The following is a 23,480-nucleotide window of genomic DNA, read 5'->3' as shown; positions in this document are numbered from 1 at the left end:
GCGGGGCCGCTGCGTCCTTACCAGGTCAACACCGCCCCCACCGCGAAGGTGTCGGTGTCTTCGTCCTGCGCGCTGGTGTCATGGCCGTTGATTTCGAACTGGTTGTACTCGGCCACGAGCTTGAGGTTGTCATTGATGTCGTGGAACAGCGCGACTCCACGCGTCTCATAGTCGGCGCCGCTGCCGACCACGCCGTTGCCGTCGTCCTCGGTCTTGCCGTAGGACAGCGCCAGGCGATTCTTGCCCAGTTTGTAGGAGCCCTGCAGCAGATAGCCCGTACTGTCGACGTTGCGCAACGTGGCTTCGCCGGCATTGTTGGTGAAGAACGGGTTGATGCCCTTGGCCTGGAAACCGGAGCCGGTGAGCGACAGCCCGCCCATCTTCGCCTGGACCCCATAACCCAGCCCTTTGGAGGTGACGGACTCGACGCTGGAATCGGTGTTGTCGGAGGTCTGGTAGCTGCCGTTCAGCCAGCTGTAGATCTTCGCCCCACCCAGGTCGAACTGGTAGGTGACTTCGCTCTCGGTGCGCGGGTTTTCCTGGTAGGCCTTGCCGGTGGCGCTGCTGTCGTTGGTGTCCACCGGGTCCATGATGCCCACTGCCACGCGCAACCCGTCCATGATGGGGGTGCGATAGGTGATCTGCGACGTCGGGAACGGGTACGGATAACCGCTGCCGATATTGCCGAACGACACGCCGCCACCGTCCACCAGGCCCAGGGTGTCGCTGACCTGGCCATAACCGGCCAGCAACTCATCGAGCAGGATGTTGGAGCGGGCGAACAGGCCGAAGTCCTTGCCGATCAGCACCTCGCCCCACTCCGGGTTGGCAACGGTGCCGTAGAACTGCCGTACGTCGATCGCGGTGTCGGTGCCGTTGGTTTCACTGTCGTTGATGGTCACCCAGAACGAGGCCCGGGCGCCGAGCTTGAGGTCATCGACCTGCTTGCCCATGTTGAAGCCCAGGTAGTTGGGCAAGAACCCCATCTTGACGCGCGACTGGCGCCGGTCGAACTGTTCCCCGGCGCGGTCGACGTCACTGTTGACGTAGAAAGCGTTGATATAGCCGTCGGTGGAAAAAGTCGTCTGGTCCTTGTCGTACAGCATGATTTCGGCTTGGGCCCAAGGCATCGAGCCGAGGGTCGAGAGGCCGGCGATGAACGCAGGCAAAAAACGCAGGCAGGTATTCTTATTGTTGTGCATGGCGCGCTCCGCAACAGGGGACGGGATGTCGGAGGCGATTATCGAAAGGCACCCGGGCGCGTCATACGCTGCCTTGGAGGTGATTGTCGGCTGCTTTGGCAGCGCCGGCCCGGCGCGGCAGTTTCGAAGTAAGACCCCGATGCCGCCGGGCGCGGTACTTTGGGTGTGGGCCGGTGGGTGGGTCAGGAGGATCAACCCATTGGGCAGTCAAACTGAGTTGCTGGTTTGGGCCTGCTGCGCAGGCCCCTCGCGGTCTCCTCAGAACCGCGGCTTAACGGTCTTCCAATCCGGCTTGTAGCGCCGCATCTGCCGCACGTCATCGCGCTGGCGAATGCCGCAGCTGAGGAACTGCTCATGCAGCTTGCCCAACTGATCGCGGTCCAGCTCCAGCCCCAGGCCCGGCGCCCGGGTGATCTTCACGCAGCCGTCGATAAACGGCAGCTTGCCACCCTTGATCACTTCTTCATCCGGCTCCTGCCAGGGGTAATGGGTGTCGCAGGCGTAATCCAGGTTCGGCACCGACGCCGCCACGTGAGCCATGGCCATGAGGCTGATGCCCAAGTGCGAATTGGAATGCATCGACACGCCAAGGCCAAAGGTGTCGCACATTTTCGCCAACACCTGGGTATCGCGCAGCCCGCCCCAATAATGGTGATCAGCCAGGACAATCTGCACGCTGTCCTGGGCCACGCTGCGGCGCAACTCGTCGAAATCGGTGACCACCATATTGGTCGCCAGTGGCAGGCCCGTGCGCCTGTGCAGCTCGGCCATGCCCTCCAGCCCAGGCGTCGGGTCTTCGTAATACTGCAGGTCATCCCCGAGCAGCTCGGCCATGCGGATCGAGGTTTCCAGCGACCAATTACCGTTGGGGTCGATACGCAATGGGAAGCCAGGGAAAGCCTTCTTCAGCGCCTTGATGCAGGCCACCTCATGCTCCGGTTCGAAGGTGCCGGCCTTGAGCTTGATGCTCTTGAACCCGTATTCCTCGATCATCCGCCGCGCCTGTGCGACGATCTGTTGTTCGTTCAGCGCTTCGCCCCAATTGTCCGCCGGGTACGGCGAATCGATGTGCTCGGCGTACTTGAAAAACAGGTAGGCGCTGAATGGCACTTCATCGCGAATCGCACCGCCCAGCAAATCCACCAGCGGTACGTTCAGGTAATGGGCCTGCAGGTCCAGGCAGGCCACCTCGAATGCCGAATAGGCATTGCTGACGGCTTTGCTCGCGTGTGAACCCGGCGCCAACTCGGCTCCGGCAACGCTGGCCGGCTTATGGGCCGCCACGGTGGCCTGGACAATGGTCCGCAGTTGGTTGAGGTTGAACGGATCCATGCCGACCAACTGATCCTTGACCTGCTGTTGGATCGCCAGGGCCGGCGCATCGCCGTAGCTCTCACCGAGGCCGATGTAGCCATTGTCGCTTTCGATCTCGATGATCGAGCGCAGCGCGAAAGGCTCATGGATGCCGCTGGCGTTAAGCAATGGAGGGTCGCGAAAAGCGATGGGGGTCACAGTGACGCGTTTGATCTTCATGCAAAGGCTCCGGAAGTTTTCCGCGCCGATGATGGACGCCGTCGATTGTTACCGTCTAATCTAACTTGGCACTTGATTGATACCTGGATTGAATCAATGTTTGAGCTGGCCCAACTGCGCTGCTTCACCACCGTGGCGACTGAACTCAACTTCCGTCGCGCCGCCGAACGCCTGAACATGACCCAACCGCCCTTGAGCCGACAGATCCAATTGCTGGAGCATCACCTGGGTGTCGAACTGTTCACCCGAAGCACCCGCAGCGTTGCCCTCACTGCCGCCGGCCGAGCGTTTTTCATCGAAGCGCAGAACCTGCTGCAACAAGCGCAGCAGGCCGCCGAGGCCGCCAAGCGTTTTGCCCAGGGCGACATCGGCTCGGTCACCATCAGCTTCGTCGGCAGCGCAGTGTATGAGTTCTTGCCCAAGGTCATCGCCGAGGCACGGCTCAAGCAACCACAAGTCAAAATCGTCCTGTCGGAAATGAACACCTACCAGCAACACGAAGCCCTGCGCGCCCGGCGTATCGACCTGGGCATCGTCCGCTCGCCCCTGCTGGAAACCGGCTACGTCACCGAATGCCTGGTGCGCGAACCGTTTGTCCTGGCGGTACCTGCGGACCATCCGCTGGCCAACGCCGAGACCGTCGGCGTGCAGGATCTCGACGGACAGCCGTTCCTGATGTACGCCCACTCCGCCTACCCGCCCTTCAACGAACTGCTCACCGGCATGCTGCGCTCGGCCCGGGTCGCCCCGCAGTTCGTGCAATGGCTAGGCTCCTCGCTGACCATCCTGGCGCTGGTCAACGCGGGCATGGGCCTGGCACTGGTGCCGCGTTGTGCGACCAGCGTGGCGTTCCGACAGGTGGTGTTTCGTGAGATCGACTTGGGCGAAGGGGTGCAGAGCGAACTGCATCTGGTATGGCGTCAGGACAACGACAACCCGGCGTTTTCGATGTTGCTGGAGGGGATTCGCGGGGCGGTTCGGGAGGGAATGTGAAAACGGAGCCAGAGGCTTGCGCTACCGACTGACTCCGCACTAGGCAAGGATTCGAAAAGCAATTCAGTCCTTGAGATGAAGCGCATCGGCGATGGTTTCAATCTCCTGTCGCATCCACAACTTCTGCAACCAATCGGAGGGAATAGCCTGTACTCCATAAAACGCCCCGGCCAACTGCCCGACAATGGCGGCGGTGGTATCAGCGTCGTCGCCCAGGTTCGTCGCGGCCAGCACTGCTTCAGCGAAACTGTCCGTATGGAAAAAACACCACAACGCCGCCTCCAGAGACTCGACCGAATAGCCGGTGCCCGACACCTCACTGCGGGCTTTTCCCTGATACTGGCCTTGGGCGAGCGCGATTACCTTGGCCTCGGTCAGTTGCTCGGACGACACACGCAACACGTCCATCTTTGAGTCACCGTTCAATGCGTTACCGATGACATCGGCCAACACCTGGCAACACTCCACCGCCTCCGTTGCCCCGTGAGTCGTGCGCGAACTCAGCGCGGCGAACTCACGGATACGGTTGCGATCCGGATAAAAGAACAGCACAACCGGTGCCAGTCGCATGAGCGAGCCATTGCCAGCCGTTTGAGGATGGGTGCTACCCGCGAATGGGTCTCGATGTGACTGATAGCGCTCCAGTGCGTCGCGAACGGTCATGCCGATGTCAAAGCAAGCACCCGTGGAACTCAGGTAACCCCAATGCCACCAGTTGAGGTATCGGCCCATTTGGTCAGCCGCATATTCATGGCCCACGTCCACTTGGCTATTCCCGCGCACCACGACAAGTTGTACGATGACAGACGAGCTAGATGCTCGAACTCCAGATACCTACAAAAACAAGGAAAAAAACCCATGAAAAAAGCATCGTTGCTGATCGGTTTCGTTTGCCTCTTCAGCGGCTACGTCGCAGCCGCCCCCGCACCGGCCGAGAAGGAAGTGGCCGAAGCAGTCGACCACCTGACCCAGGCCATGCTGCACAAAGACATTCCCCAGCTTCAGGCCTTGGCCGCCGAGAACCTGACCTACGGCCACTCCAGCGGCAATATCCAGGACAAGAAAGCTTTCATAGCCGACATCGAGACCGGTAAGAGCGCGTTCAAGACCCTGGAAATGAAGAACCAGAAAATCACCGTCTCAGGCGACGTAGCCATGGTGCGCAACCACTTCTCCGCCCAAGCGCTCAAGGGCACCGAAGTGGTCCCGACCGAAATCGAGAATTTCCAGATCTGGCAGAAACAGAACGGCAAATGGCTGTTGATCGGGCGTCAGGCGTTCCGGTTCTAACACTCGGACAGAACCTCATTGGCGAGGGAGCAAGCTCCCTCGCCACGGGAATCCAGTCGAGGCAGGTCTTTACTTCACTCCGCCGCCCACTGTTGCCGGTGTTCCAACAGGAAATCCACAAACGCCCGTACCCGCTGCGGCACGTACCGCCCATGGGGATACAGCAGCGTAAACGGACGCGAGCGCCCCGCGAACGGCGCCAGCACTTCCACCAATCGCCCGTCCGCCAATTCCTGTTCGACAATGAATCGGTAGGTCTGGAATAGCCCGGCGCCATGCTTGGCCAGCGTCACTCCGCCCAGCACATCGTCGGAGCAGCAATACCCGCCCTGCCCGAACACCTCTTTCTCCTTGCCCTCGACATTGAACAACCAAGAGATACGACGACCGCTGCTGGGCAGTTCGAATTGGATGCACTCATGCAGGTCGAGGTCTTCCAGGGTTTGCGGCGTGCCGACTCTTCGCAGGTAATCCGGGGAAGCGACCACCACCAGTTTCGCGTCTTCGAGCAACCGGGCGATCATCGACGAATCCGGCTGGGCGCGCACTCGTATCGCCAGGTCATAGCCCTCGGCAACAAAGTCGATATTGCGGTTGCTCAGGTGAACATCAACGGTGACCTGCGGGTATTGCGCGCGAAATGTCGGCAGCAACGGCAGGATGCGGTGATGGCCGTAGGTGGTGGGCACGCTGATGCGCAATTGTCCGGACGGCACCGATTGCGCGCCCATGACTTCCTGTTGCGCCTCGACCAGTTGCGTCAGCGCCTGACGACATTGCTCGAAAAAGGTCCTGCCGGCCTCGGTCAGGCGGATGCTGCGGGTGGTGCGCACAAACAGCCGCGAACCGAGGCGCTCTTCCAAACGAAAGATCGAACGGCTCACCGCCGCTGGGGTAACGCCCGCTACCTGCGCCGCCGCCGTGAAACTGCCCGCCTCGGCCGCCAGGCAGAACAGTTCGATACTGCCTAACTGCAAGTCTTCGAAGTGACGCTTCATGATTCATTACACCGCGTATCAACTGAAGATTCCCGATGCCTGTTTATCAGGCCGTGGCGTATAAATACAGTCGTCCTCGATTGCGCGGGCTTCTCCTGCGCAAATGTCACCCACCGGAGTGCAGCATGCCTTTCGTCAATGTGCGTATTACCCGCGATGGCGTTACCCGCGAGCAGAAAGCCCAGGTCATTAGCGAAATCACCGAAACCTTGCGACGCGTGTTGGGCAAGGACCCGCACCTGACCCATATCGTGATCGAGGAAGTCGACACCGATAACTGGGGTTATGCGGGCATGACGACAACCGAGTATCGAAGTAAACCCAAGGAATAAGGCTTCACCTTACCGAGCCCGGCCTCAATGACCGGGCTTTTTAATGCGCTTGATAAACCTGTGGGAGCGAGCAGGCTCCCACAGGAAGCTGCGCGGGCTCCGATAATTGATTACACCGAGTATCAACTCAAGTACCAGAACCCCCATTTATCAAACCCAAGCGCATCAATACCCTGATCACAACCAACGCCCAGACAGGCGCAGCGGTTCCAACTCAACGTGATCAGGAGTCAACATCATGAGCAATCAGAAAACCGTCATCATCACCGGCGCTTCCAGCGGGATCGGCCTTGGCCTGGTCAAGGCGTTCCTGGCGCGCGGTTACAACGTGGTGGGCAATGCCCGCTCCCAATCCGGCCTGGACGATGCCGCCGGCCAATTGGGCCATCCAGCGAGCTTCATCGGCGTGGCCGGCGACATTGCCGATCCAGCGACATCTACCGCCCTTGTCGACAAAGCCATCGCGGCATTCGGCGCGGTGGATGGGTTGGTCAATAACGCCGGTTTCTTCCTGCCCAAACCCTTTGTCGAATACAGCCCGCAGGACCTGGAATCGCTGCTCGACACCAACCTCAAGGGTCTCGTCTATGCCAGCCAGGCAGCTGCCGCGCACATGATCAGCCGCCAGCAAGGTTTCATCATCAACATCTCCGCCTCGGTGGCCCTGCAACCGAACATCCAGGTGCCGGCGGCGCTGCCCGTGTTGATCAAGGGCGGCGTCAACCAGATGACCCGCGCCTTGGCACTGGAACTGTCGCCCCACAACATCAAGGTCAACGCCGTAGCACCCGGCATCATCGACACACCGATGCATGACCCGGCGCACCGCGACTTCCTCAACAATCTGGCCCCGGCCGGCCGGGTCGGCACCATCGATGAGATCGCCGACGCCGTGTTGTACCTGGCGGCAGCCGACTTCACCACCGGGGCGATCCTGCCGGTGGACGGCGGGATGAGCACCGGCAAGTGGTAAAAAAACCCCGAAGGCAAGACCTTCGGGGTTTTCATGCAGCCTTGAATCTACAGCGTTTAGGAGATGCCCGCCTGCACCGTCCGCGGTGCGCCCGGGTAAGCGTAGACGCCACCAAACGCGCCTTCTTCGTAATCGGCGTCAAACAGGTTCTTCAAGTCCAGATTGAGGCGGATGCGCTCGTTGACCTTGTAGTAGCCGAGCAAGTCGACCACCGTGTAGTCGTCCATGGTGAAGGTGGTGGCTGCGGTGTTGCCGGCCCGCTCATCCACGTACCTGGCGCCCAGGCCCAAGCCCAGCCCCTTGAGACCGCCGTCCTGGAACTCATAGACGTTCAGCAGGCTGACGGTGTTCTTCGGCACGTTGAGCAAACGCGTCCCGGTGGGGATGCTGGCGTCCTTGGTCACTTCGGCATCCACATAGGCGTAGCCGCCGATCACGCGCCACTCCGGCGTCAGGTTGCCCGCCACGTTCAAGTCGAAACCACGGCTGCGCACTTCGCCAGCGGCAACGTTGAACGTCGAGTCCAGTGGATCGGGGGTCAAGACGTTGCGTTTTTCGATCTGGTAGACCGCCGCATCGACGCTCAACTGGCGATCCAGCGCCTCCCACTTGACGCCCACCTCGTAGGATTTGCCTTCTTCGGGCTTGAATCCCCCGCCCTCGCGGCTGGCGCCGTTGTTCGGTTTGAACGAGCGGGCGGTGTTGGCGTAGACGGCCACGGTGTCGGTCAGGTCGTAGATCACGCCCAGGCGCGGGGTGGCCGCATTATCGGTAACGTCCCAGTTCCGGCTGCCGGGGCGCGCCTGGGGGACGAAGGTCTCGTACTCATGCTCGAACCGCTCGAAACGCGCGCCCGCCAGCACCTTCAGCCGCTCGGTCAACGCCACCTGGTCCTGGATAAACACGCCGAAGGTCTTGAGGTTTTCCTCGTCATGGGTCGGCGTGCGGGTCAACGCCGGGCGTGGCTGGCCATACACCGGATCGAAGATGTCGATCGGATACGCGCCGGTGCCGGCGGCGGAACGCCGGATGATGGACTTGTAGTCGTAATCTTCGTACTCGATCCCGGTCAGCAGCGTGTGCTCGAACCCGCCCGTGGAGAAATGCCCGGTGAGGTTGAGCTGGGTATCACGGTCGGTCCATTCCAACTTGCGGTAGTTGAAGTTACGGCCCAGGGTGCGCCCATCGGCGGCGATGCCATTGCCTTCCACCGCGTTGCCCTGCAACGTGCCGTCGAGCCACTGGGTACCACCGGCCAGGGTCCAGTCGTCGTTGAGCATGTGCTCGAAACGCACCTGCAGCATGTTGTTGTCGTTGTGCAGTTTGCCGGCGTCCTTTTCGCCGAAGAACGTATCGCGCGACGCGGTGCCACGTTGGCCGGCGTAGTGCGTCAGGCCACGGTCCAGCGGCGCATTGTTGCGCATGAAATCGCCCTCGAACGTCAGGCGCGTGGTGTCGTTGACTTGCCAGGTGACCACAGGGGCGACGCCATAACGTTCGGTCTCGACATGATCACGAAACGTGTCGCCGCCCTCGCCCACCACATTCAAGCGATAAGCCAGGCGGCCTTCATCATCCAGCGGGCCGGACGCATCCAGGGTGCCGCGACGCATCCCCTGGTCGCTGATCTGGCTGCCCAGGGTCACCGTGCGCTCGGCCAACGGTTGCTTGGACACCACGTTGAAGGTGCCGCCCGGGTCGCCACGGCCATAGAGCATGGTTGCCGGCCCACGCAAGACCTCCAGGCGCTCGATGGTGTTGGCATCAGGCATGTTCGGGTAGCCGCGGTTGATTGGAAACCCGTTGCGGTAGAACTCTCCGGTGGTGAAGCCGCGCACGGTAAACGTGGTCAGCCCCTGGCCGCCGAAATTGTTCCCCCTGCCGACGCCGCCAGCATAATCCAGGGCATCTTGCAGGCGCGTGGCGCTGAGGTCTTCGACGACGTCGCGGGACACGACCGAGATCGACTGCGGCGTTTCATGAATGGCGGTGTCGGTGCGCGTGGCGCTGGCGGAACGGGTGGCGTGGTAGCCCTTCACCGGACCCTGTGCCGTCTCGAAGTCCGAGGTGCCAACGATATCGGTGGCTTGCAACTCCAGCGGCGCCTTCGCCGTGGAACTGGGTTCTTCTGCCCAGGTGGAAATGGAATAAGCCTGGAGCACACACAGTGAAACGAGTATCCGACGCATCGACACACAATCCTAATGAAAGAACGCCGTTCCCAGGGAGGCCGGCAAGAATGTGTCGCGAAAGATACAGCAACTCATTCCTATTTGACATTTATTCCCATTAGCACTGCCGTTCCAATTTTGATGCTTGTTCGATTTGCCTGAAAAAAGTCTGGGCCCGAACGTCCTGGCTGTACGCCACGTTCAGCCGCAACCAGTCGCATGCCTCCCCCTCCGGCAAGAACGTCGAGCCCTGGGACAATTGGATTTGCAACTGCTCGGCGATCTGCCGGACCCGCTCGGACGCTACGTGCCGAGGCCGCGCCCACACGAACAAGCCTCCACTGGGCTCGGCAAACACTTCCCAGTGGTTGGGATCAAGCAGGCGCAACGTGCTCGCCATCTGCTTGTTCAGGCGCCCGCGCAGGCGTTGGATCAGCTTGCGATACGCGCCGTTCGCCAACAAGGTTGCCACGACATTTTCCGAAAGCAGTGAACAGCCGATGCCGGTGACCATTTTGATGTGCGCCAGGCGCTTGATGATTTCCGGTTGCGCGACGACGTAGCCGATGCGCAACGAACTGGACAAGGTCTTGGAGAAGCTCGCCAGGTAGATCACCCGATCCAAAGCGTCGAGGGACGCCAGGCGCGATGTCGGGCCGTTCTGGAAATCGGCGTAAATATCGTCTTCGATGAGGCGAAAGTCGTGCAACGTCGCCAGTTGCAACAGGCGATAGGCAACGCTCGGCGCGAGGCTGGTGCCAGTGGGGTTCTGGTACATGCTGTTGATGAAGAAATACGCCGGCTTGTGCCCATCGAGCAGCCGTTCCAGATGGGCGATGTCAGGGCCTTGGGCAGTCCTCGGCACGGCCAGGGTCTTGACCCCGTGCAGCTCCAGCAGGTTGAACAGGTTGTAGTAGCCGGGGCTTTCCACCAAAACCAGGTCGCCCGGCTTGAGCAACGTGCGCACCAGCAGGTCCAAGCCATGGCTGGCGCCCTGAGTGGTGATGATCTGGCGCAGGTCGACATGAATGTCGATCAGGCCCAGGCGTTTCTGGATCTGCGAGCGCAGATCAGCCGAGCCCAACGGCGTGCTGTAGTTGAACAGCGCCTGATTGTCGCTGCGCACCACCTGGCGGATCGCCTGGCCCAGGTCGGTGTCGTCGCGCCACGCGTCTGGCAGCCAACCGCACCCCAGCTTGAGTTGGGTCGATGCGTTATCGAACAAGGGCCAGGCGGTTGCTTCATCCTCGGCCTGCGGTGCCGACGCCTGGGACATCTGCTGTGCCACGAAAAAGCCCGAGCCATGCCGGGACTCCAGGACGCCGCCGGCGACCAACTGGTCATACGCCTTGATCACGCTCGACAGGCTCAGGCCGTTTTCCGTCGCCAGTTGGCGGATCGAAGGCATGCGCGCGCCCGCACGAATGCCATGGCTGTGGATCCATTCGGTGACACTGGCGACCAGTTGCCGGACCACGGATCCCGTGGCGTTTCGATCGATGTTCAGGTCCATGGCGCGGGATCTCGGCTAAGTGTTCTCGAATTTCGAGCGAACAGTTAAGCATAAAAGACCCCGCTCTGTTCCTTGTTTGCCTGCGGTGCGGCATTGATAGTCCGTCCAGACTCTCACTTGCAAGGAACACTCTTGGACGCACAGCAGCGACATTCATGGGGACTGGCCTTTGGTCTTTGCCTGATCACCCTGGCGGTCAACCTCCAGGCGCCGCTTTACACCACCTATGCGCAGCTTTCCGGTTACGGCGCAGGCGCCACGGCGGTGGCGTTTTCCGGTTATGTCCTGGGCGTATTGCCGGTGTTGCTGGCGTTCGGCGGACTGGCCGACCGCGTGGGTCGCAAACCGTTGATCCTGGCGGCGCTTTGCCTGTCGATGCTGGCGACGGTGATCACTTCGATCTGGCCGAACCTGACGGCGCTGGGCGTGGCGCGCCTGATGATGGGCGTCGGCACCGGGTTGGCCTCGGCGACATCCACCGCCTACATGGTGGAACTGATGCCGACCGGCGACGCACGGGCGCCGGCCAACCGAGTCACGGCCAGCACCTCCCTGGGGTTTGGCCTGGGCGCGGCGCTGACCAGCCTTTTCCTGTTCGCCCATCACAGCGTTACGCCAGGCAGTTTCTGGTTGCAGCTGGGGTTGGCTGCCCTAGCGATGATCGTGGTGGCGCGGCTGCCGGACCCTGCCCCGAGATTCAGCCACGCGCCGCTGTTGCGCCTGCCGTTGTTTCCCGCTGGCAGCCTGCCCTACAGCTTCTCCATGTTGCTGGCCTGGGCGACGTCGGGGCTGGTCATCGCCATCCTGCCTTCGGTGCTTGCTGCCCATGGCTTGCAGCGCTGGTCCGGCCTGTCGACATTTACCGTCATCAGTTGCGGATTGATCTTCCAGCCCTGGGTGAAACGCATGCAACCGGCCAGGGCCACGGGGTTGGGCCTGCTCGTCTTGCCTTTGAGCTATGCGTTGCTCGCCTGGGGCGCAAGCCGGGGTTCGCTGCCCGCCGTGCTGCTCGGGGCGCTGGGCGCCAGCAGTGCATGCTACGGCTTTCTGTACCTGGGCGGACTGTCAGCAATCACGGCCATGGCCGGTGCGCAAAAAGCCCGGGTCAGCGCCGGGTTCTTCCTGTTCGCCTATGTTGGATTCAGTATCCCGGTCGTCGTGACCGGGTGGTTGGCCGACCAATTCGGCGCTGACGTGGCGCTGACGGTGTTTGGCCTGGCACTGTTGGCAGGCGCAACGATTACCGGGGTGCGCATCGTCCGGACAGAGGCCTTTGTCGCCCAACCTTCCCCCAGCTGACGAATCCCCTCGCCACAACGGCAGACGTCACTCGACATCGCGATAGCCGGGTCGTATACCATATCCCCACCTTAGCCAAACGACCGCCGCCGTGACTTTATCCAAGTTCAACCTGCCCGACCTGGGCAACACCCCATCCACCTCGGAAATCATCACTCGGCACCTGCGCGACGCCATCGTGGCCGGGCACTTCGCCGAGGACGAGCCGATTCGCCAGGACGACATCGCCCGGCAGTTCAACGTCAGCAAGATCCCCGTGCGTGAAGCGCTCAAGCGCCTGGAGGCCGAGGGCCTGGTGATGTTCCAGCGCAATCGCGGGGCGATGGTCACGCGGATCTCCGAGGCGGAGCTGGCGCAGATGTTCGAGGTGCGGATGCTGCTCGAGGACAAGGTGCTGCGCCTGGCAATTCCCAACATGACCGAAGCGACCTTCACCCGGGCCGACAGCATTTGCCGGGAATTCATCGGTGAGGACGACGTCGGTCGCTGGGCCGAGCTGAACTGGCAGTTGCATGCCTGCCTCTACGAACCCGCGCAGCGGCCCTTCATGGTGAGCCTGATCCGCTCGGTCCACGACAAACTCGAGCGTTACCTGCGCATGCAAATGAGCCTGTCGGCCGGCAAGGAGCGCGCCGATCATGAACACCGTGAAATCCTCGACGCCTGCCGCGCCGGGGACGTGGAGCGTGCGGTGAAACTGTTGGACGAGCATATCGCCGGGGTCTGCAAGACGCTGTTCGAGTTCTTGCCGACGAGCCGGTGACGCCATGGCGCTGTGCTGATTTCGTCACCGACAGCAGCTAAATCCATCAAGCCGACAGCCCCCGGCGCGCGCCACGCTTGTGTCCACTCATCTGAACGGACGTGGCGCCATGAAACGCATCACCGTGATCGACTCCCACACCGGCGGCGAACCGACCCGGCTGGTGACCGACGGTTTCCCCGACCTGGGCCAGGGCAGCATGGCCGAGCGCAGGCAGCGCCTGGCCGAACAACACGACGCCTGGCGCACCGCTAGCGTGTTGGAGCCTCGCGGCAGCGATGTGCTGGTGGGCGCGTTGCTGTGCGAACCGGTGGACCCGGCCGCCTGTGCCGGGGTGATCTTTTTCAATAACAGCGGCTACCTGGGCATGTGCGGCCACGGCACCATCGGCCTGGTTGCATCGTTGGCTCATCTGGGACGAATCGGTCCCGGCGTGCATGGTATCGAGACGCCGGTAGGCACGGTACAGGCGACGCTCCATGAAGATCGCTCGGTCAGTGTGCGCAACGTGCCGGCCTACCGATATCGCCAGGCCCTGCGCCTGGAGGTGCCGGGCATCGGCCCGGTGACCGGCGATGTGGCGTGGGGCGGCAATTGGTTCTTCCTGATCGCCGATCACGGCCAGCGCGTGGCGGGCGACAACCTCGACGCATTGACCGCTTATACCTTCGCTGTACAGCAGGCCCTGGAGCAGCAAGGCTTTCGCGGCGAGGACGGCGGGCTGATCGATCATATCGAGCTGTTCGCCGACGATCCCCAGGCCGACAGCCGAAATTTCGTGCTCTGCCCCGGCAAGGCCTATGACCGCTCTCCTTGCGGCACCGGGACCAGCGCCAAACTGGCGTGCCTGGCGGCCGATGGCAAGTTGCAACCTGGGGAGGTCTGGCGCCAGGCCAGTGTCATCGGCAGTGAATTCGAAGGATCGTATGAGCGATCGGGCGAGCGCATCGTGCCGACGATTCGCGGCCGGGCCTATATCAGCGCCGAGAGCACACTGATTATCGAGCCGGACGATCCTTTCGCCTGGGGCATTCGCCCGTGAACGAAGGCCATGCCGCAGACGTGATCGTCATCGGCGCTGGCATCATTGGCGCGGCCTGCGCCCAGGCCCTGGCACGGCGTGGTTTGCGGGTGCTGGTGCTGGACGCTGGATGGCACGGCGCCACGGCGGCCGGCATGGGGCATTTACTGGTGCTCGACGACAACCCGGCGGAGCTGGCCCTGAGTCAATATTCCTTGCGGCGCTGGAGGGAGTTGGCGCCTGCGCTGCCCGATGCTTGTGCCTGGCGCAACAACGGCACTTTATGGCTGGCGGCCAATGCCGAGGAGATGACTGTCGCCCATAGCAAATACCTGAACCTGATGGCCCATGATGAGCCCTGCGAACTGATTGGCCGCGCCACCTTGCAGCAGCGCGAGCCGGAATTGCGGGCGGGCCTGGAAGGTGGGCTGCTGATCAAGGGCGACGGTATTCTCTACGCGCCAGCGGCCGCCCGCTGGATGCTCGATCACACCAATATTCGTCAACAACACGCGCAAGTCAGCGAAGTGGACGGCGACCGCGTACGCCTCGCCGATGGCCGTTGGCTCAGCGCCGAAGCGGTGGTGCTCGCCAATGGCATCCAAGCCACCGAGCTGTGCCCGGAGCTGCCGATAGAACCCAAGAAGGGCCACCTGTTGATCACCGATCGCTACCCCGCCACTGTCGTCCACACCCTGGTTGAGCTGGGTTACGTCACCAGCGCTCATAACGCCAGCGGACCGTCGGTGGCGTGCAACATCCAACCGCGCCCGACCGGACAGCTGTTCATCGGCGCTTCGCGGCAGTTCGGCAACGTCGATCCGCAAGTGGAAGGTTGGATGCTGGCAAAAATGCTCAAGCGCGCCGTGGACTACATGCCAGGGCTGGCGGACCTCAACGGCATTCGCGCCTGGACCGGTTTTCGCGCGGCGAGTCCCGACGGCTTGCCGCTGGTGGGGCAACATCCGCAGCGCAAGGGTTTGTGGCTGGCGGTGGGTCATGAAGGGCTTGGCGTCACGACTGCGCCAGCAACGGCCGACCTGCTGGTCGCGCAACTGTTCAACGAAACCGCGCCGCTGGCCGCAAAACCCTATCTGCCGCAGCGTTTTTTGGGAGCACCGGTCCATGCCTGATTTGTTTGTCGATGGCCGCGCGCTGTCTGTCGTCAATGGCACCAGCGTAGCGGCGGCATTGGCCATGGGCGCCGATGGCTGCAGTCGCACCTCGGTGACCGGCCAGCGCCGCGCGCCTTTGTGCGGCATGGGCGTTTGCCAGGAATGCCGGGTGATGATCGATGGCCGACGGCGCCTGGCCTGCCAGACCTTGTGCCGCGACGGCATGCACGTGGACACCCGACCATGACCGAATTCGTCGACCTTCTCATCATCGGTGGTGGCCCCGCCGGCATGGCCGCCGCCCTGGCTGCAGCGAACAGCGGCGTGCGCATCGTGTTGCTCGATGACAACCCGACTCCCGGCGGACAGATCTGGCGCGCCGGACCACAGGCCCACTTGCCTGTCGAGGCGCGACGAATGCGCGAGCGTTTGCTTGCCTGCGCCAACGTGCACTGTCACACGGCAACCCGGGTGATTGCCAGCGCTGCCGATAAGACCTTGCTGGTGGAAAACGCCGAGCAGGGTTGGCTGATCAGTTACGACCGCTTGATCCTGTGCACCGGCGCCCGGGAACTGCTGCTGCCCTTTCCCGGCTGGACGCTGCCCGGCGTCACCGGTGCCGGTGGCTTGCAAGTGCTGATCAAGGGCGGCCTGCCGGTGCGCGGCGAACGCCTGGTGATTGCCGGCAGCGGCCCCCTGCTGCTGGCCAGCGCTGCCACGGCGCGGCATCACGGAGCCCAAGTATTGCGCATCGCCGAGCAGGCCAGGCGCACCGCCGTCATGGGTTTTGCCATGCAACTGCCACGCTGGCCGGGCAAATCATGGCAGGCGCTCAGCCTGTTCGATGCCCGTTACCGCACCGGCACTCATGTGTTGGAGGCCCTGGGACGGGACACGCTCGAAGGCGTGCGCCTGCTGCAGCAAGGCCAGACGGTGGAATTGGCTTGCGACCGGTTGGCCTGCGGCTTCGGTCTCATTCCCAATACCCAGTTGGGCCAGGCGTTGGGTTGCGAACTCGCTGGCCAGGCCCTGGCAGTCGACGCCTGGCAGGCCACCACTCGCCGCGATCATTACGCCGCGGGTGAATGCACCGGTTTCGGCGGCAGCGAACTGGCCTTGGTGGAAGGCGCCATCGCCGGCCACGCCGCCGTCGGTGATACAGCGGCAGCCGAGCGCCTGTGGACGCGTCGCGGGCGATGGCAGGGGTTTGCCCGGGCGCTGAACGACGCCTTCGCCCTCGACGCTCGTTTGAAAGGCCTGCCCCAGGGCGATACGGTCGTTTGTCGTTGCGAGGACGTGGCCTACGAGGCATTGAGTGGCCATGCCGACTGGCGCGAGGCGAAGCTCGCCAGCCGCTGCGGTATGGGCGCCTGCCAAGGCCGGGTCTGCGGCGCTGCGTTGGAACACTTGTTTGGCTGGACGCCGCCCATTCCTCGCCCACCCTTCAGTCCGGCGCGGATCGAAACGTTGCTGAGCCTGGGAGACATCTCATCTCCCTGATGGGCGGGCTCATGCGATTTGCATCGCCTTGCGGATCCCCGTATCCAAGACACCCGCGGGCGCGAAGCGGCGCATGAACTGCAATTGGGCGGCGGCCTTTCCCGCGGTGTAACGCAACTTCGGACGGTCGGCGCGAGCGGCCTTGAGCACCACGTCAGCGACGACATCGGGGCCCTCGGCTGTCGCCATTGCTTGATTGACGACCTTGGTGACCTTCACACGAATCTCTTCGTACAGGTCCAGCTTGGCATCAGCCTCAAGGCTGTTGCTTTCGAAGGCTGTCTTGGTATACCCGGGTTCGATGACAACGACCCGGACGCCATGGGTCCGCAGCTCATGGTCCAAGGCCTGCGAATACCCGTCCACCGCGTGTTTGCTGGCCACATAGAGCGCCACATAGGGTACGGAGACGACACCCAGGATCGAACCGATATTGATGATGCGACCCACGCCCTGGCGCCGCATGTGAGGCACAACGGCGCGCGTCATTCGCACAATACCGAGGAAATTGGTATCGAAGATCGCCTTGGCCTGCTCGATCGAGCTCTCTTCCGCCGCGGCCGGAGCAAGCCCGAAACCGGCATTGTTGACCAGCAAGTCGATACGCCCTTCCAACCGCAACAATTGCGCGACGGCCGCTTCGACGGAGGCGTCATCGGTCACGTCAAGCGCCAGCATCGCATAGGTCTGGTGATCGGCCCGGGTCCCGCGCCGGCTGGTGCCGTATACCTGATAGCCGGCCGTCACGAGCGCCTTGGCGATCGCTTCGCCGATACCGGACGAAGCGCCGGTGACCAACGCTACGGGCTTGTGAGTTGTCATGAAATTTTCCTCGGCAGTTGGGTCGGACCCGGCATCGATGCGTGTCGGGGGACTCTATGATGATGACCGTAATCATTGCCGTCAACGGTTTTGATTTTGATCGACATCTAATTGAGGGGCATCGACAGGTAATTCTGTTGCGCCAGATGTCGCACCAGGACTTTGCCCTCCGGACCCAAGGTCGTGCCGAAAACCACCCGCCGCCCTCCTTTCAATCGTCCGTCCAGGGCACACTCCAGATGCCCCGGCATGGCCTGCGGCAGCAGCTCGATGGAAAGCTCCGCCAGCCGTGGTTCGTATTTGAGCAAGGTATTGGTCATCGTCCTCATCAAGGTGTGGGCCGTCGCAGGCAACCCTTGCAAAACCGTCCCCATGTCGGGCAGCCCGTAGTCAGGCAGATGACTGAGCGTTCCCGCCCTGCAATTGAGGATGCGTTGCAGATTGTCCAGGACCGACAGTGTGTGCCAGTCCTGTTCGCTGACCCGATGCAAATCCAGCTCACCGGCAAAATTTTGCAACAGCATTTCGTAAAGCGACGGGTTGGGCTCAGTCATGGCTCACTCCTTCGCCAAGGGACGCAAGGTCAGTTGGTTGTCACGCATCTCGATGAGCCGGGCCCGATCCGGGTCCAGGTCATCGCGCGTCAGCATCAAGCGCCAGGTGTCCAATTGGGCGTCAGGACTGCGAAACAAGGCCACTAGCGCAACCACCCGCGCCTGCGGGTCCATCGGTACGCTCAACTGCGCTCCTGCCCCGGGTTTCACCACCACGGCACGCTTGTCCAGCAATGCACCGCCGAGCAGCCCCTCGTCACCGCTCATCAAGCCCTCGTAGGTGGCCAAGTCCAGCGCTTTGCTGTCGCGCAGCTGATACACCCGGACCAGGGTCGGCAGCGACAAGGCGCTCATGTCCGCAGTGTCGGTGTTCAGTGTCGCGCGCGCGTTGAAATCCAGATGCAGGGTTTTCACCTGCCTATGAAAAACACTCTCGGCGGCGGACGCGGTGCCTTGCGTGACGGTCTGGGTCAAGCCACACCCGCCCAGCGCCAAGGCCATCGCCATCAGTGTCAAAACATTAAAAAGAGTACGAGACATGCTGTGTTTCCCTGTTCCGAGAATGGGTCGAGAGGCCTTGGTACCGACCTAGATTGATGGTGATCGTGTCGTGTTCTTTCGCCTGCCAGCTGTCTGTTCCCAAACCCAGCACACCGGTCATGCCTAGACGTATTCTGGGGTTTCCCAGGACTGCCGGCGGCAGGCTGCTCACCGCGACCGTCAATTGGAGCGTCGCACTGCAACGCCACCCCAGGTATACGCGCAGCAGTACGAGCAAGTCGCGGTGCAGCGCTGCGCCGGGCAACCAATCGTTGGCCTCCCGAGCGTCATTGGTGGACAGCACCAGGCGCAACTGGCTGTTGACGTCTCTTCCGACACTGCCCAGCGGCGTACCCACCGACAAACCTACTGGGCGGGACGGGTGAAGACTCGCCGGCTGCGGCAAGGCAATCTTTTGCGGCCAGTGCGGGCTGACTCGCGCTTGGGTGTGGGTCGCCAGCAACTTGACCAGCGCCTCGATGCCTTCTGCGTTGCGGGTCGGCAGGCGCATGACGCTGAGCAACGCGAGGAAACGCGACATCGGCGTAGCCACGTGCCGCGCGGTTCCGGGAATACCCAATCCGATCAGGCCCAGCAGGCATTGCGACGTCGCATCGGTGCCGCCTGCCGCGAAAGTGGCTGGGTAGGAATACTTGCGCCAGATCCGGTAGAACTGGGTGAAGATCCGGTGATTGAAAATGTCCAGGAAAGCTTCCAGGGCTTCATGGCCTTCACGGCGTTGAGCGATGTCATCCACGAACGCCGTCGGCATCGGCGAGTCGACGCCGTACAACCCCAGCACGCGCGTGCGTACCGTCGCCGGACGCCGCGGGTTCTGCTGATCGAACTCGATCCCTTTCAGCTCGCCCGCTGGAAAGCCCATGCCGGGATCGGGTCGAAAACGCACCGGATCATCGGCCGGGCGCGCGGTGCTGCCCAGCAGCGGTTGGTTGGGCAACGCTTGTTCCAGCAACTGGCAAAAACGGTACACGCTGGCCTCGGCCACCCGCTCCTGCAACGTATCCAGCAAATCATCGGCGTTCAACCGGGAATACGCTGGCTGTGGTTCTCGCTCCATCGCAGGCACGCTCCAGTAGGTTGAAGAACCAGCGTGAGCTGGGTGTACAAGTGGATGTCCGCGTAGAGCGCAAAGAAGCGGTTGAGCATCTCACCGAACAGACTGATATCGCCCTCCCCTGAAAACCCGCTGGCATCCAGCGTGATCTCGATGTCCACGCCACGCATCAGGAAGCCCTTTTCGAAACGCTGGACCAGGTGATGCTTGACCTCGACGATCGCCGCCAGGCGGCGCCGGTTCAGCTCGCTGCCTGCCCAGTCGTACAACGCCAACGTCCCGCGCAGCACCTCGGCACTGTCGAGCATCGGCAAGAAATTGGAGCCCAGGTGGCTGAGAATGCGCCAATGAAAGCGGTCACGATTGGGCGGATAGCATGGCAACGTCGGGGCACATAGATTACGCACCCGCAGGCCGAGCTGGGTCGACTGCACCGTCGTATCGAGTACCGCGCCCTGCAACGCCTTGCGCGGCAGTTGGCCGTGGGTACCGGTGAGGCTCAATGACAGGCGTTCAAGGGTCTGCAGGCGATCCTCGTCGAAGCCTTCGCCGCCCAGGATCAGCCAGGTGTCATGCAAGCCATTGGCGGCCCGCTTCAAGCGAGTGTGGAAATAACGTTCCGGAGCTTCGTCGCGCAGCATGCCGCCCTTGTGGCGAAAGCTGGTGAATGGCACGTAGTCCAGGCGCTCGGTTTCCTTCGATGCGGTGACCTGGTCCACGGAATAGATCTCCAGATGGCCATCTTGCAAACGCATGGGACGTAGCAGGTAATCGGTTTGCAAAGGGTCGAGCTCCAGCGGGTCGGCCTCCAGCACAAACAGATTGATCACTGGCACGGCATGCAGGCGGATGTGTTCGACGCCCAAGTCGAAGGCATGAGGCCAGGGTTCGCGCAGCACCACTTCAAGATCGAACCAGGGTGCATTGGATTCAATCGTCAGTTGGTCCAATCCGCAAAGGGTGACGAACATGAATTTTTCACGGAACGTAAAATACTCCAGCAGCAGCTGATAACCGCTGAAGGCACTGTCGCCCTTGGGCCACAGCCGATCTTCGTCGGCAAACCCCTTGGCCGCGAAATGGCCGTCCACGTTCAGGCGGCCAGACTGCCCTGCCATGCGCACGTACATCGTCTGCTTGTTCAAGGTCAGGGCTTGATGCAAGGCGCTGGCCAGCGGTGCATCGGCATTCAAGTACAACGGCAGGCAACTCAGGTCGATCTGCGCCCAAGGGACGGATTCGCTACGGGCAAAGCGCAAGCGCAGCAGCGAGCGGCCATCGGGTTCATGGTCACGTTCCACGCAAGTCACCGCCAGCGGCTGCAACGTCACGTCTTGCGTAGTGGTATAGCGACACCGGGTGCGCTGGGGGCCGATGGGTTGCGACAGGATCTCGAACCCCTTGGCGATTCGTTCGCTGCGCTTTATCTGCGCAAGATCAGGCACCAGTTCGACGATCGACAGCGACGGGATGGTCCGCAGGTAATGCGGCCACAACAGACTCACGAGGCCTTCGGTCAGCTCCGGCAGATCATCGTCGAGCTTTTCCCGCAGGCGCCCCATCAGGAACGCAAAGCCCTCGAACAAGCGTTCCACGTAAGGATCCTGCGCGCCTGGCTTGTCCAGGTTGAGATGCGCCGCCCGGTCCGGGAACGCTTCGGCGAATTCTTTGCCAGCCTCGCGCAGGTAGCGCATCTCGGCGTCGAAATAGCGCAGTGTCAGATTGTCCATGTCCATAAAGAATCCTGTTCGATGATTGTCATCCGCAGAGCACTGCGGCACGTACCGGATCGATGGCCACCAGCGCCGCCAGCAAGGTTTCCATGCGTCGGGCAAGGGCCGGTTTATCGGTGTCATTGCGCTGGGCTTTCAGGCGCAGCAGCTTGAGCAGGCGAGCCTTTACCTCGAAATACAGATCGGGCTCCCACCCACGCAGGTCGTGGTGTTGGGCGGCGGCGTCCAGTGCCTCCAGCGAGTGAATGGCCAGGTCCGTCCTGCCGAACTGTTCGGCTACCCGCGCCATCAGCAAACGCAGCAGCCAACGTTGGCGCCCACCCTGGATGTCCGGCCGCGCCGCCAGCCAGGCCAACGCTTGCTCGACCCCTTCCCTGTCGGCCTGCGCCAGGGCTTCGCCTTCCCACGACAACATGTCGGCATCGCCGATGCCCGGCGCCGACGCTGGAGCGGGTGACCATTGCCCTGCTCGGTTGCCGCTGGCGTGCTGGGCGATCCATTCACGGGTGGTCTCATCGGCGAAGGGCGTACCGTCGTTCCAGCACAGCAGTTCCAGTCCAGGCAAGCGATCAAGGAACATGCCCAGGTCTCGCTGGGTCACGTCGGCCCAGTCGCTCTGGGGCGCAGGTTGCTGCCTCAAGGCCTGGTACACGTACCACTGCAAATCCAGCCAGAAATGATTTACGCCTTCGGCATAGATCCGTTCCACCTGGTCGAGCAACTGGCTCCAACCCTGCTGCAGATACAAACGCTTGAGCTGCGCCCGATAGTCAGGCCTCGGCGGCATCAGCCGGGTCTTGCCGGCGGCGTCCTGGGGTGGCGCCTGGTGCACCGTGTCCCAGCGCAGGCTTTTCATCAATCGATGGGCCGCCAGCCAGCCCTGGGGCTGATCGCGCAGATAACCGGCCAGGGCCCGTCCATGGTCCAACAGATCCCGACCGGACTTGATGGCGGGCACCGTCGACGCTCCCGCCAGGGCACTCGACTCCTGGCTCGCCGCGTTCTGCGGGACCACCGCTTCCACACCGCCGGATTGAGCCAGACGCGCGGACAGCGCGGCGTGCAAAGCCGCGAGACAAGGACGTTGATCTTCCGGCCACGCGTCCAGCCCTCGCTCCAGCCAGGCCAGCGCCGCCGCAGTTCGCTCAGCTTCAGCCTTGACCACCTCCGGATACAGCGACAGGGTGTCCAGCACCTTGCCACCGGCCAGCCATTGCAATGCCACCTTGCGACTGTTGGGGCGCACCGGCAGCACGCTATCGGCGAACCGCTCCACCAACGCCGCCAGCAGGCCCAGGCCATCGGCCAGCCCCGCCTCTCCGTCGCCGTGCAAACGCGCCCACACGTAATAGGTGGCCACGCGCAGATCCTTGCAGGTCCGGGTCAGCAGCTTCTCGGCCAACTGCGCCACTTGCTCGGCATCGGCACCGGACAACTTGTCGACTTCTTCACGCATGCGCTGGAAGTCATCGTCATAGCCGGGATCTTCCCCGACGGGTGAGGCCTCGCTGATGGGTTGCAACCAAGTTTGCCAGCGTGCGGCCTGTCCACGGGCAATCGCTACCGCGTCGCGTGGCCCCAGGCAACGAGTGATCAAGCTTTGCAGACTCATTCGAAAGCCTCGTTGTGCGTATAGGACGCCGCTGCCCCGTTCTCGGTGAGAAATATCCGCCCCGGCAACGTAAACCCGCGTAACTTGAGCAACGTCATCGGCCCGGCATCCAGTTCGGTGCGCAGGTGCCAGGTCAGGCCCAGGCCATCGGGGGCCTTGAGCACCATGCGATAGCGGCTGTCGCCATCGTCCAGCGGCGTGAACTTGGCCTGTTCCAGCAAGCGGATCAGCCCCCAGGTGCCGGCGTAGTCGGCGAACAGTCGCTCGCCGGTGTGGACGCTGGTCCAGGTCAGGCTGACCCCGGGATAATCGCTGCGCCCCGGCCAGCCGAAGCGCTGCCAGCGTTCCTTCTGGTTGAAGTACTCATGTTTTTCGCCATTGAGGATGAACGTGGTCTGCACCACATCGCGCACACCTTTGCCACTCAGTTCGAAGCTCAAC

Annotated in this window: 22 protein-coding genes and 1 pseudogene; 10 read left to right on the top strand and 13 right to left on the bottom strand. The window is 62.5% G+C overall.

What is annotated here, in order from left to right; all coding sequences use genetic code 11:
• Window positions 1–17 precede the first annotated feature (17 nt).
• Both JZ00_RS03220 and JZ00_RS03215 read right to left on the bottom strand, forming a co-directional pair.
• Entirely contained in the window at window positions 18–1,202 is a 1,185-nt protein-coding gene (locus JZ00_RS03220; RefSeq protein WP_039588320.1) for a porin, read from the bottom strand.
• A 258-nt stretch (window positions 1,203–1,460) separates the two neighbouring features.
• Window positions 1,461–2,735 (bottom strand): glucarate dehydratase family protein, encoded by a 1,275-nt coding sequence (locus tag JZ00_RS03215; protein WP_039588319.1) that lies wholly within the window; start codon window positions 2,733–2,735, stop codon window positions 1,461–1,463.
• 96 nt (window positions 2,736–2,831) lie between these two features.
• Here JZ00_RS03215 and JZ00_RS03210 point away from each other — a divergent pair, with 96 nt between their 5' ends.
• Window positions 2,832–3,728, top strand: a complete 897-nt coding sequence (locus JZ00_RS03210; protein WP_039588318.1) for a LysR family transcriptional regulator — start codon at window positions 2,832–2,834, stop codon at window positions 3,726–3,728.
• Window positions 3,729–3,791: 63 nt separating this feature from the next.
• Here the strand turns inward: JZ00_RS03210 and JZ00_RS03205 are convergent.
• Window positions 3,792–4,472: pseudogene (locus JZ00_RS03205) on the bottom strand (ADP-ribosylglycohydrolase family protein); the annotation flags it as partial.
• 114 nt (window positions 4,473–4,586) lie between these two features.
• On the opposite strand from JZ00_RS03205, the gene JZ00_RS03200 reads away from it, so the two are divergent.
• Window positions 4,587–5,018, top strand: a complete 432-nt coding sequence (locus JZ00_RS03200) for a nuclear transport factor 2 family protein (RefSeq protein WP_039588317.1) — start codon at window positions 4,587–4,589, stop codon at window positions 5,016–5,018.
• A 74-nt stretch (window positions 5,019–5,092) separates the two neighbouring features.
• Here JZ00_RS03200 and JZ00_RS03195 read toward each other — a convergent pair whose 3' ends face one another.
• Window positions 5,093–6,016 (bottom strand): LysR family transcriptional regulator, encoded by a 924-nt coding sequence (locus JZ00_RS03195; RefSeq protein ID WP_039588316.1) that lies wholly within the window; start codon window positions 6,014–6,016, stop codon window positions 5,093–5,095.
• 125 nt (window positions 6,017–6,141) lie between these two features.
• Between JZ00_RS03195 and JZ00_RS03190 the strand changes: the two genes are divergently transcribed.
• Together JZ00_RS03190 and JZ00_RS03185 are read left to right on the top strand one after the other, a co-directional pair.
• On the top strand, window positions 6,142–6,348 hold the full coding sequence (locus tag JZ00_RS03190) for a tautomerase family protein (RefSeq protein WP_039588315.1): 207 nt from the start codon (window positions 6,142–6,144) through the stop codon (window positions 6,346–6,348).
• 238 nt (window positions 6,349–6,586) lie between these two features.
• Window positions 6,587–7,321 (top strand): SDR family NAD(P)-dependent oxidoreductase, encoded by a 735-nt coding sequence (locus JZ00_RS03185; RefSeq protein ID WP_039588314.1) that lies wholly within the window; start codon window positions 6,587–6,589, stop codon window positions 7,319–7,321.
• 56 nt (window positions 7,322–7,377) lie between these two features.
• Here JZ00_RS03185 and JZ00_RS03180 read toward each other — a convergent pair whose 3' ends face one another.
• Together JZ00_RS03180 and JZ00_RS03175 are read right to left on the bottom strand one after the other, a co-directional pair.
• Window positions 7,378–9,510, bottom strand: coding sequence for a TonB-dependent siderophore receptor (locus tag JZ00_RS03180; RefSeq protein WP_039588312.1), 2,133 nt, complete (start codon window positions 9,508–9,510; stop codon window positions 7,378–7,380).
• 100 nt (window positions 9,511–9,610) lie between these two features.
• Window positions 9,611–11,005, bottom strand: coding sequence for an aminotransferase-like domain-containing protein (locus JZ00_RS03175; RefSeq protein ID WP_039588311.1), 1,395 nt, complete (start codon window positions 11,003–11,005; stop codon window positions 9,611–9,613).
• Between the two features lie 132 nt (window positions 11,006–11,137).
• Here JZ00_RS03175 and JZ00_RS03170 point away from each other — a divergent pair, with 132 nt between their 5' ends.
• From JZ00_RS03170 to JZ00_RS03145, 6 genes are all read left to right on the top strand, one after another.
• Window positions 11,138–12,304 carry an MFS transporter gene (locus tag JZ00_RS03170; RefSeq protein WP_039588310.1) on the top strand — a complete coding sequence of 389 codons (1,167 nt, stop codon included), beginning with the start codon at window positions 11,138–11,140 and terminating at the stop codon, window positions 12,302–12,304.
• Between the two features lie 91 nt (window positions 12,305–12,395).
• Window positions 12,396–13,067 carry a GntR family transcriptional regulator gene (locus tag JZ00_RS03165; RefSeq protein WP_039588308.1) on the top strand — a complete coding sequence of 224 codons (672 nt, stop codon included), beginning with the start codon at window positions 12,396–12,398 and terminating at the stop codon, window positions 13,065–13,067.
• 109 nt (window positions 13,068–13,176) lie between these two features.
• Window positions 13,177–14,109 carry a 4-hydroxyproline epimerase gene (locus JZ00_RS03160; protein ID WP_039588307.1) on the top strand — a complete coding sequence of 311 codons (933 nt, stop codon included), beginning with the start codon at window positions 13,177–13,179 and terminating at the stop codon, window positions 14,107–14,109.
• Complete coding sequence (locus tag JZ00_RS03155) at window positions 14,106–15,221, top strand: NAD(P)/FAD-dependent oxidoreductase (RefSeq protein WP_039588305.1); 1,116 nt, start codon at window positions 14,106–14,108, stop codon at window positions 15,219–15,221. The genes JZ00_RS03160 and JZ00_RS03155 overlap by 4 nt, the downstream gene beginning before the upstream one ends.
• Window positions 15,214–15,450 carry a 2Fe-2S iron-sulfur cluster-binding protein gene (locus JZ00_RS03150; protein WP_039588304.1) on the top strand — a complete coding sequence of 79 codons (237 nt, stop codon included), beginning with the start codon at window positions 15,214–15,216 and terminating at the stop codon, window positions 15,448–15,450. Before JZ00_RS03155 ends, JZ00_RS03150 begins: the two co-directional genes overlap by 8 nt.
• Complete coding sequence (locus tag JZ00_RS03145; protein ID WP_039588303.1) at window positions 15,447–16,703, top strand: NAD(P)/FAD-dependent oxidoreductase; 1,257 nt, start codon at window positions 15,447–15,449, stop codon at window positions 16,701–16,703. The genes JZ00_RS03150 and JZ00_RS03145 overlap by 4 nt, the downstream gene beginning before the upstream one ends.
• 9 nt (window positions 16,704–16,712) lie before the next feature.
• Here the strand turns inward: JZ00_RS03145 and JZ00_RS03140 are convergent, their stop codons facing one another.
• The 7 genes from JZ00_RS03140 to JZ00_RS03110 form a co-directional block, all read right to left on the bottom strand.
• A complete protein-coding gene (locus tag JZ00_RS03140; protein ID WP_039588302.1) occupies window positions 16,713–17,525 on the bottom strand; it encodes an oxidoreductase in 813 nt (270 codons plus the stop codon).
• Between the two features lie 107 nt (window positions 17,526–17,632).
• Window positions 17,633–18,079, bottom strand: a complete 447-nt coding sequence (gene tssE, locus JZ00_RS03135; protein WP_039588301.1) for a type VI secretion system baseplate subunit TssE — start codon at window positions 18,077–18,079, stop codon at window positions 17,633–17,635.
• 3 nt (window positions 18,080–18,082) lie between these two features.
• On the bottom strand, window positions 18,083–18,619 hold the full coding sequence (tssJ, locus tag JZ00_RS03130) for a type VI secretion system lipoprotein TssJ (protein WP_039588300.1): 537 nt from the start codon (window positions 18,617–18,619) through the stop codon (window positions 18,083–18,085).
• On the bottom strand, window positions 18,600–19,697 hold the full coding sequence (tssG, locus tag JZ00_RS03125; protein WP_039588299.1) for a type VI secretion system baseplate subunit TssG: 1,098 nt from the start codon (window positions 19,695–19,697) through the stop codon (window positions 18,600–18,602). The genes tssJ and tssG overlap by 20 nt, the downstream gene beginning before the upstream one ends.
• Window positions 19,661–21,430: a type VI secretion system baseplate subunit TssF gene (gene tssF / locus JZ00_RS03120; protein WP_039588298.1), complete on the bottom strand. Its 1,770-nt coding sequence runs from the start codon at window positions 21,428–21,430 to the stop codon at window positions 19,661–19,663. The genes tssG and tssF overlap by 37 nt, the downstream gene beginning before the upstream one ends.
• Window positions 21,431–21,452: 22 nt before the next feature.
• Entirely contained in the window at window positions 21,453–23,039 is a 1,587-nt protein-coding gene (gene tssA / locus JZ00_RS03115; RefSeq protein WP_039588297.1) for a type VI secretion system protein TssA, read from the bottom strand.
• Window positions 23,036–23,480: type VI secretion IcmF C-terminal domain-containing protein (locus tag JZ00_RS03110; RefSeq protein WP_039588296.1), on the bottom strand; the 445-nt coding region annotated here is incomplete at its 5' end. The genes JZ00_RS03110 and tssA, both read right to left, overlap by 4 nt.

The organism is Pseudomonas frederiksbergensis, assembly GCF_000802155.2.
Taxonomy (GTDB): Bacteria; Pseudomonadota; Gammaproteobacteria; order Pseudomonadales; family Pseudomonadaceae; genus Aquipseudomonas; species Aquipseudomonas frederiksbergensis_A.
Note: the sequence above shows the minus strand (reverse complement) of the source record. Positions and strands in the feature narration are given on the sequence as shown.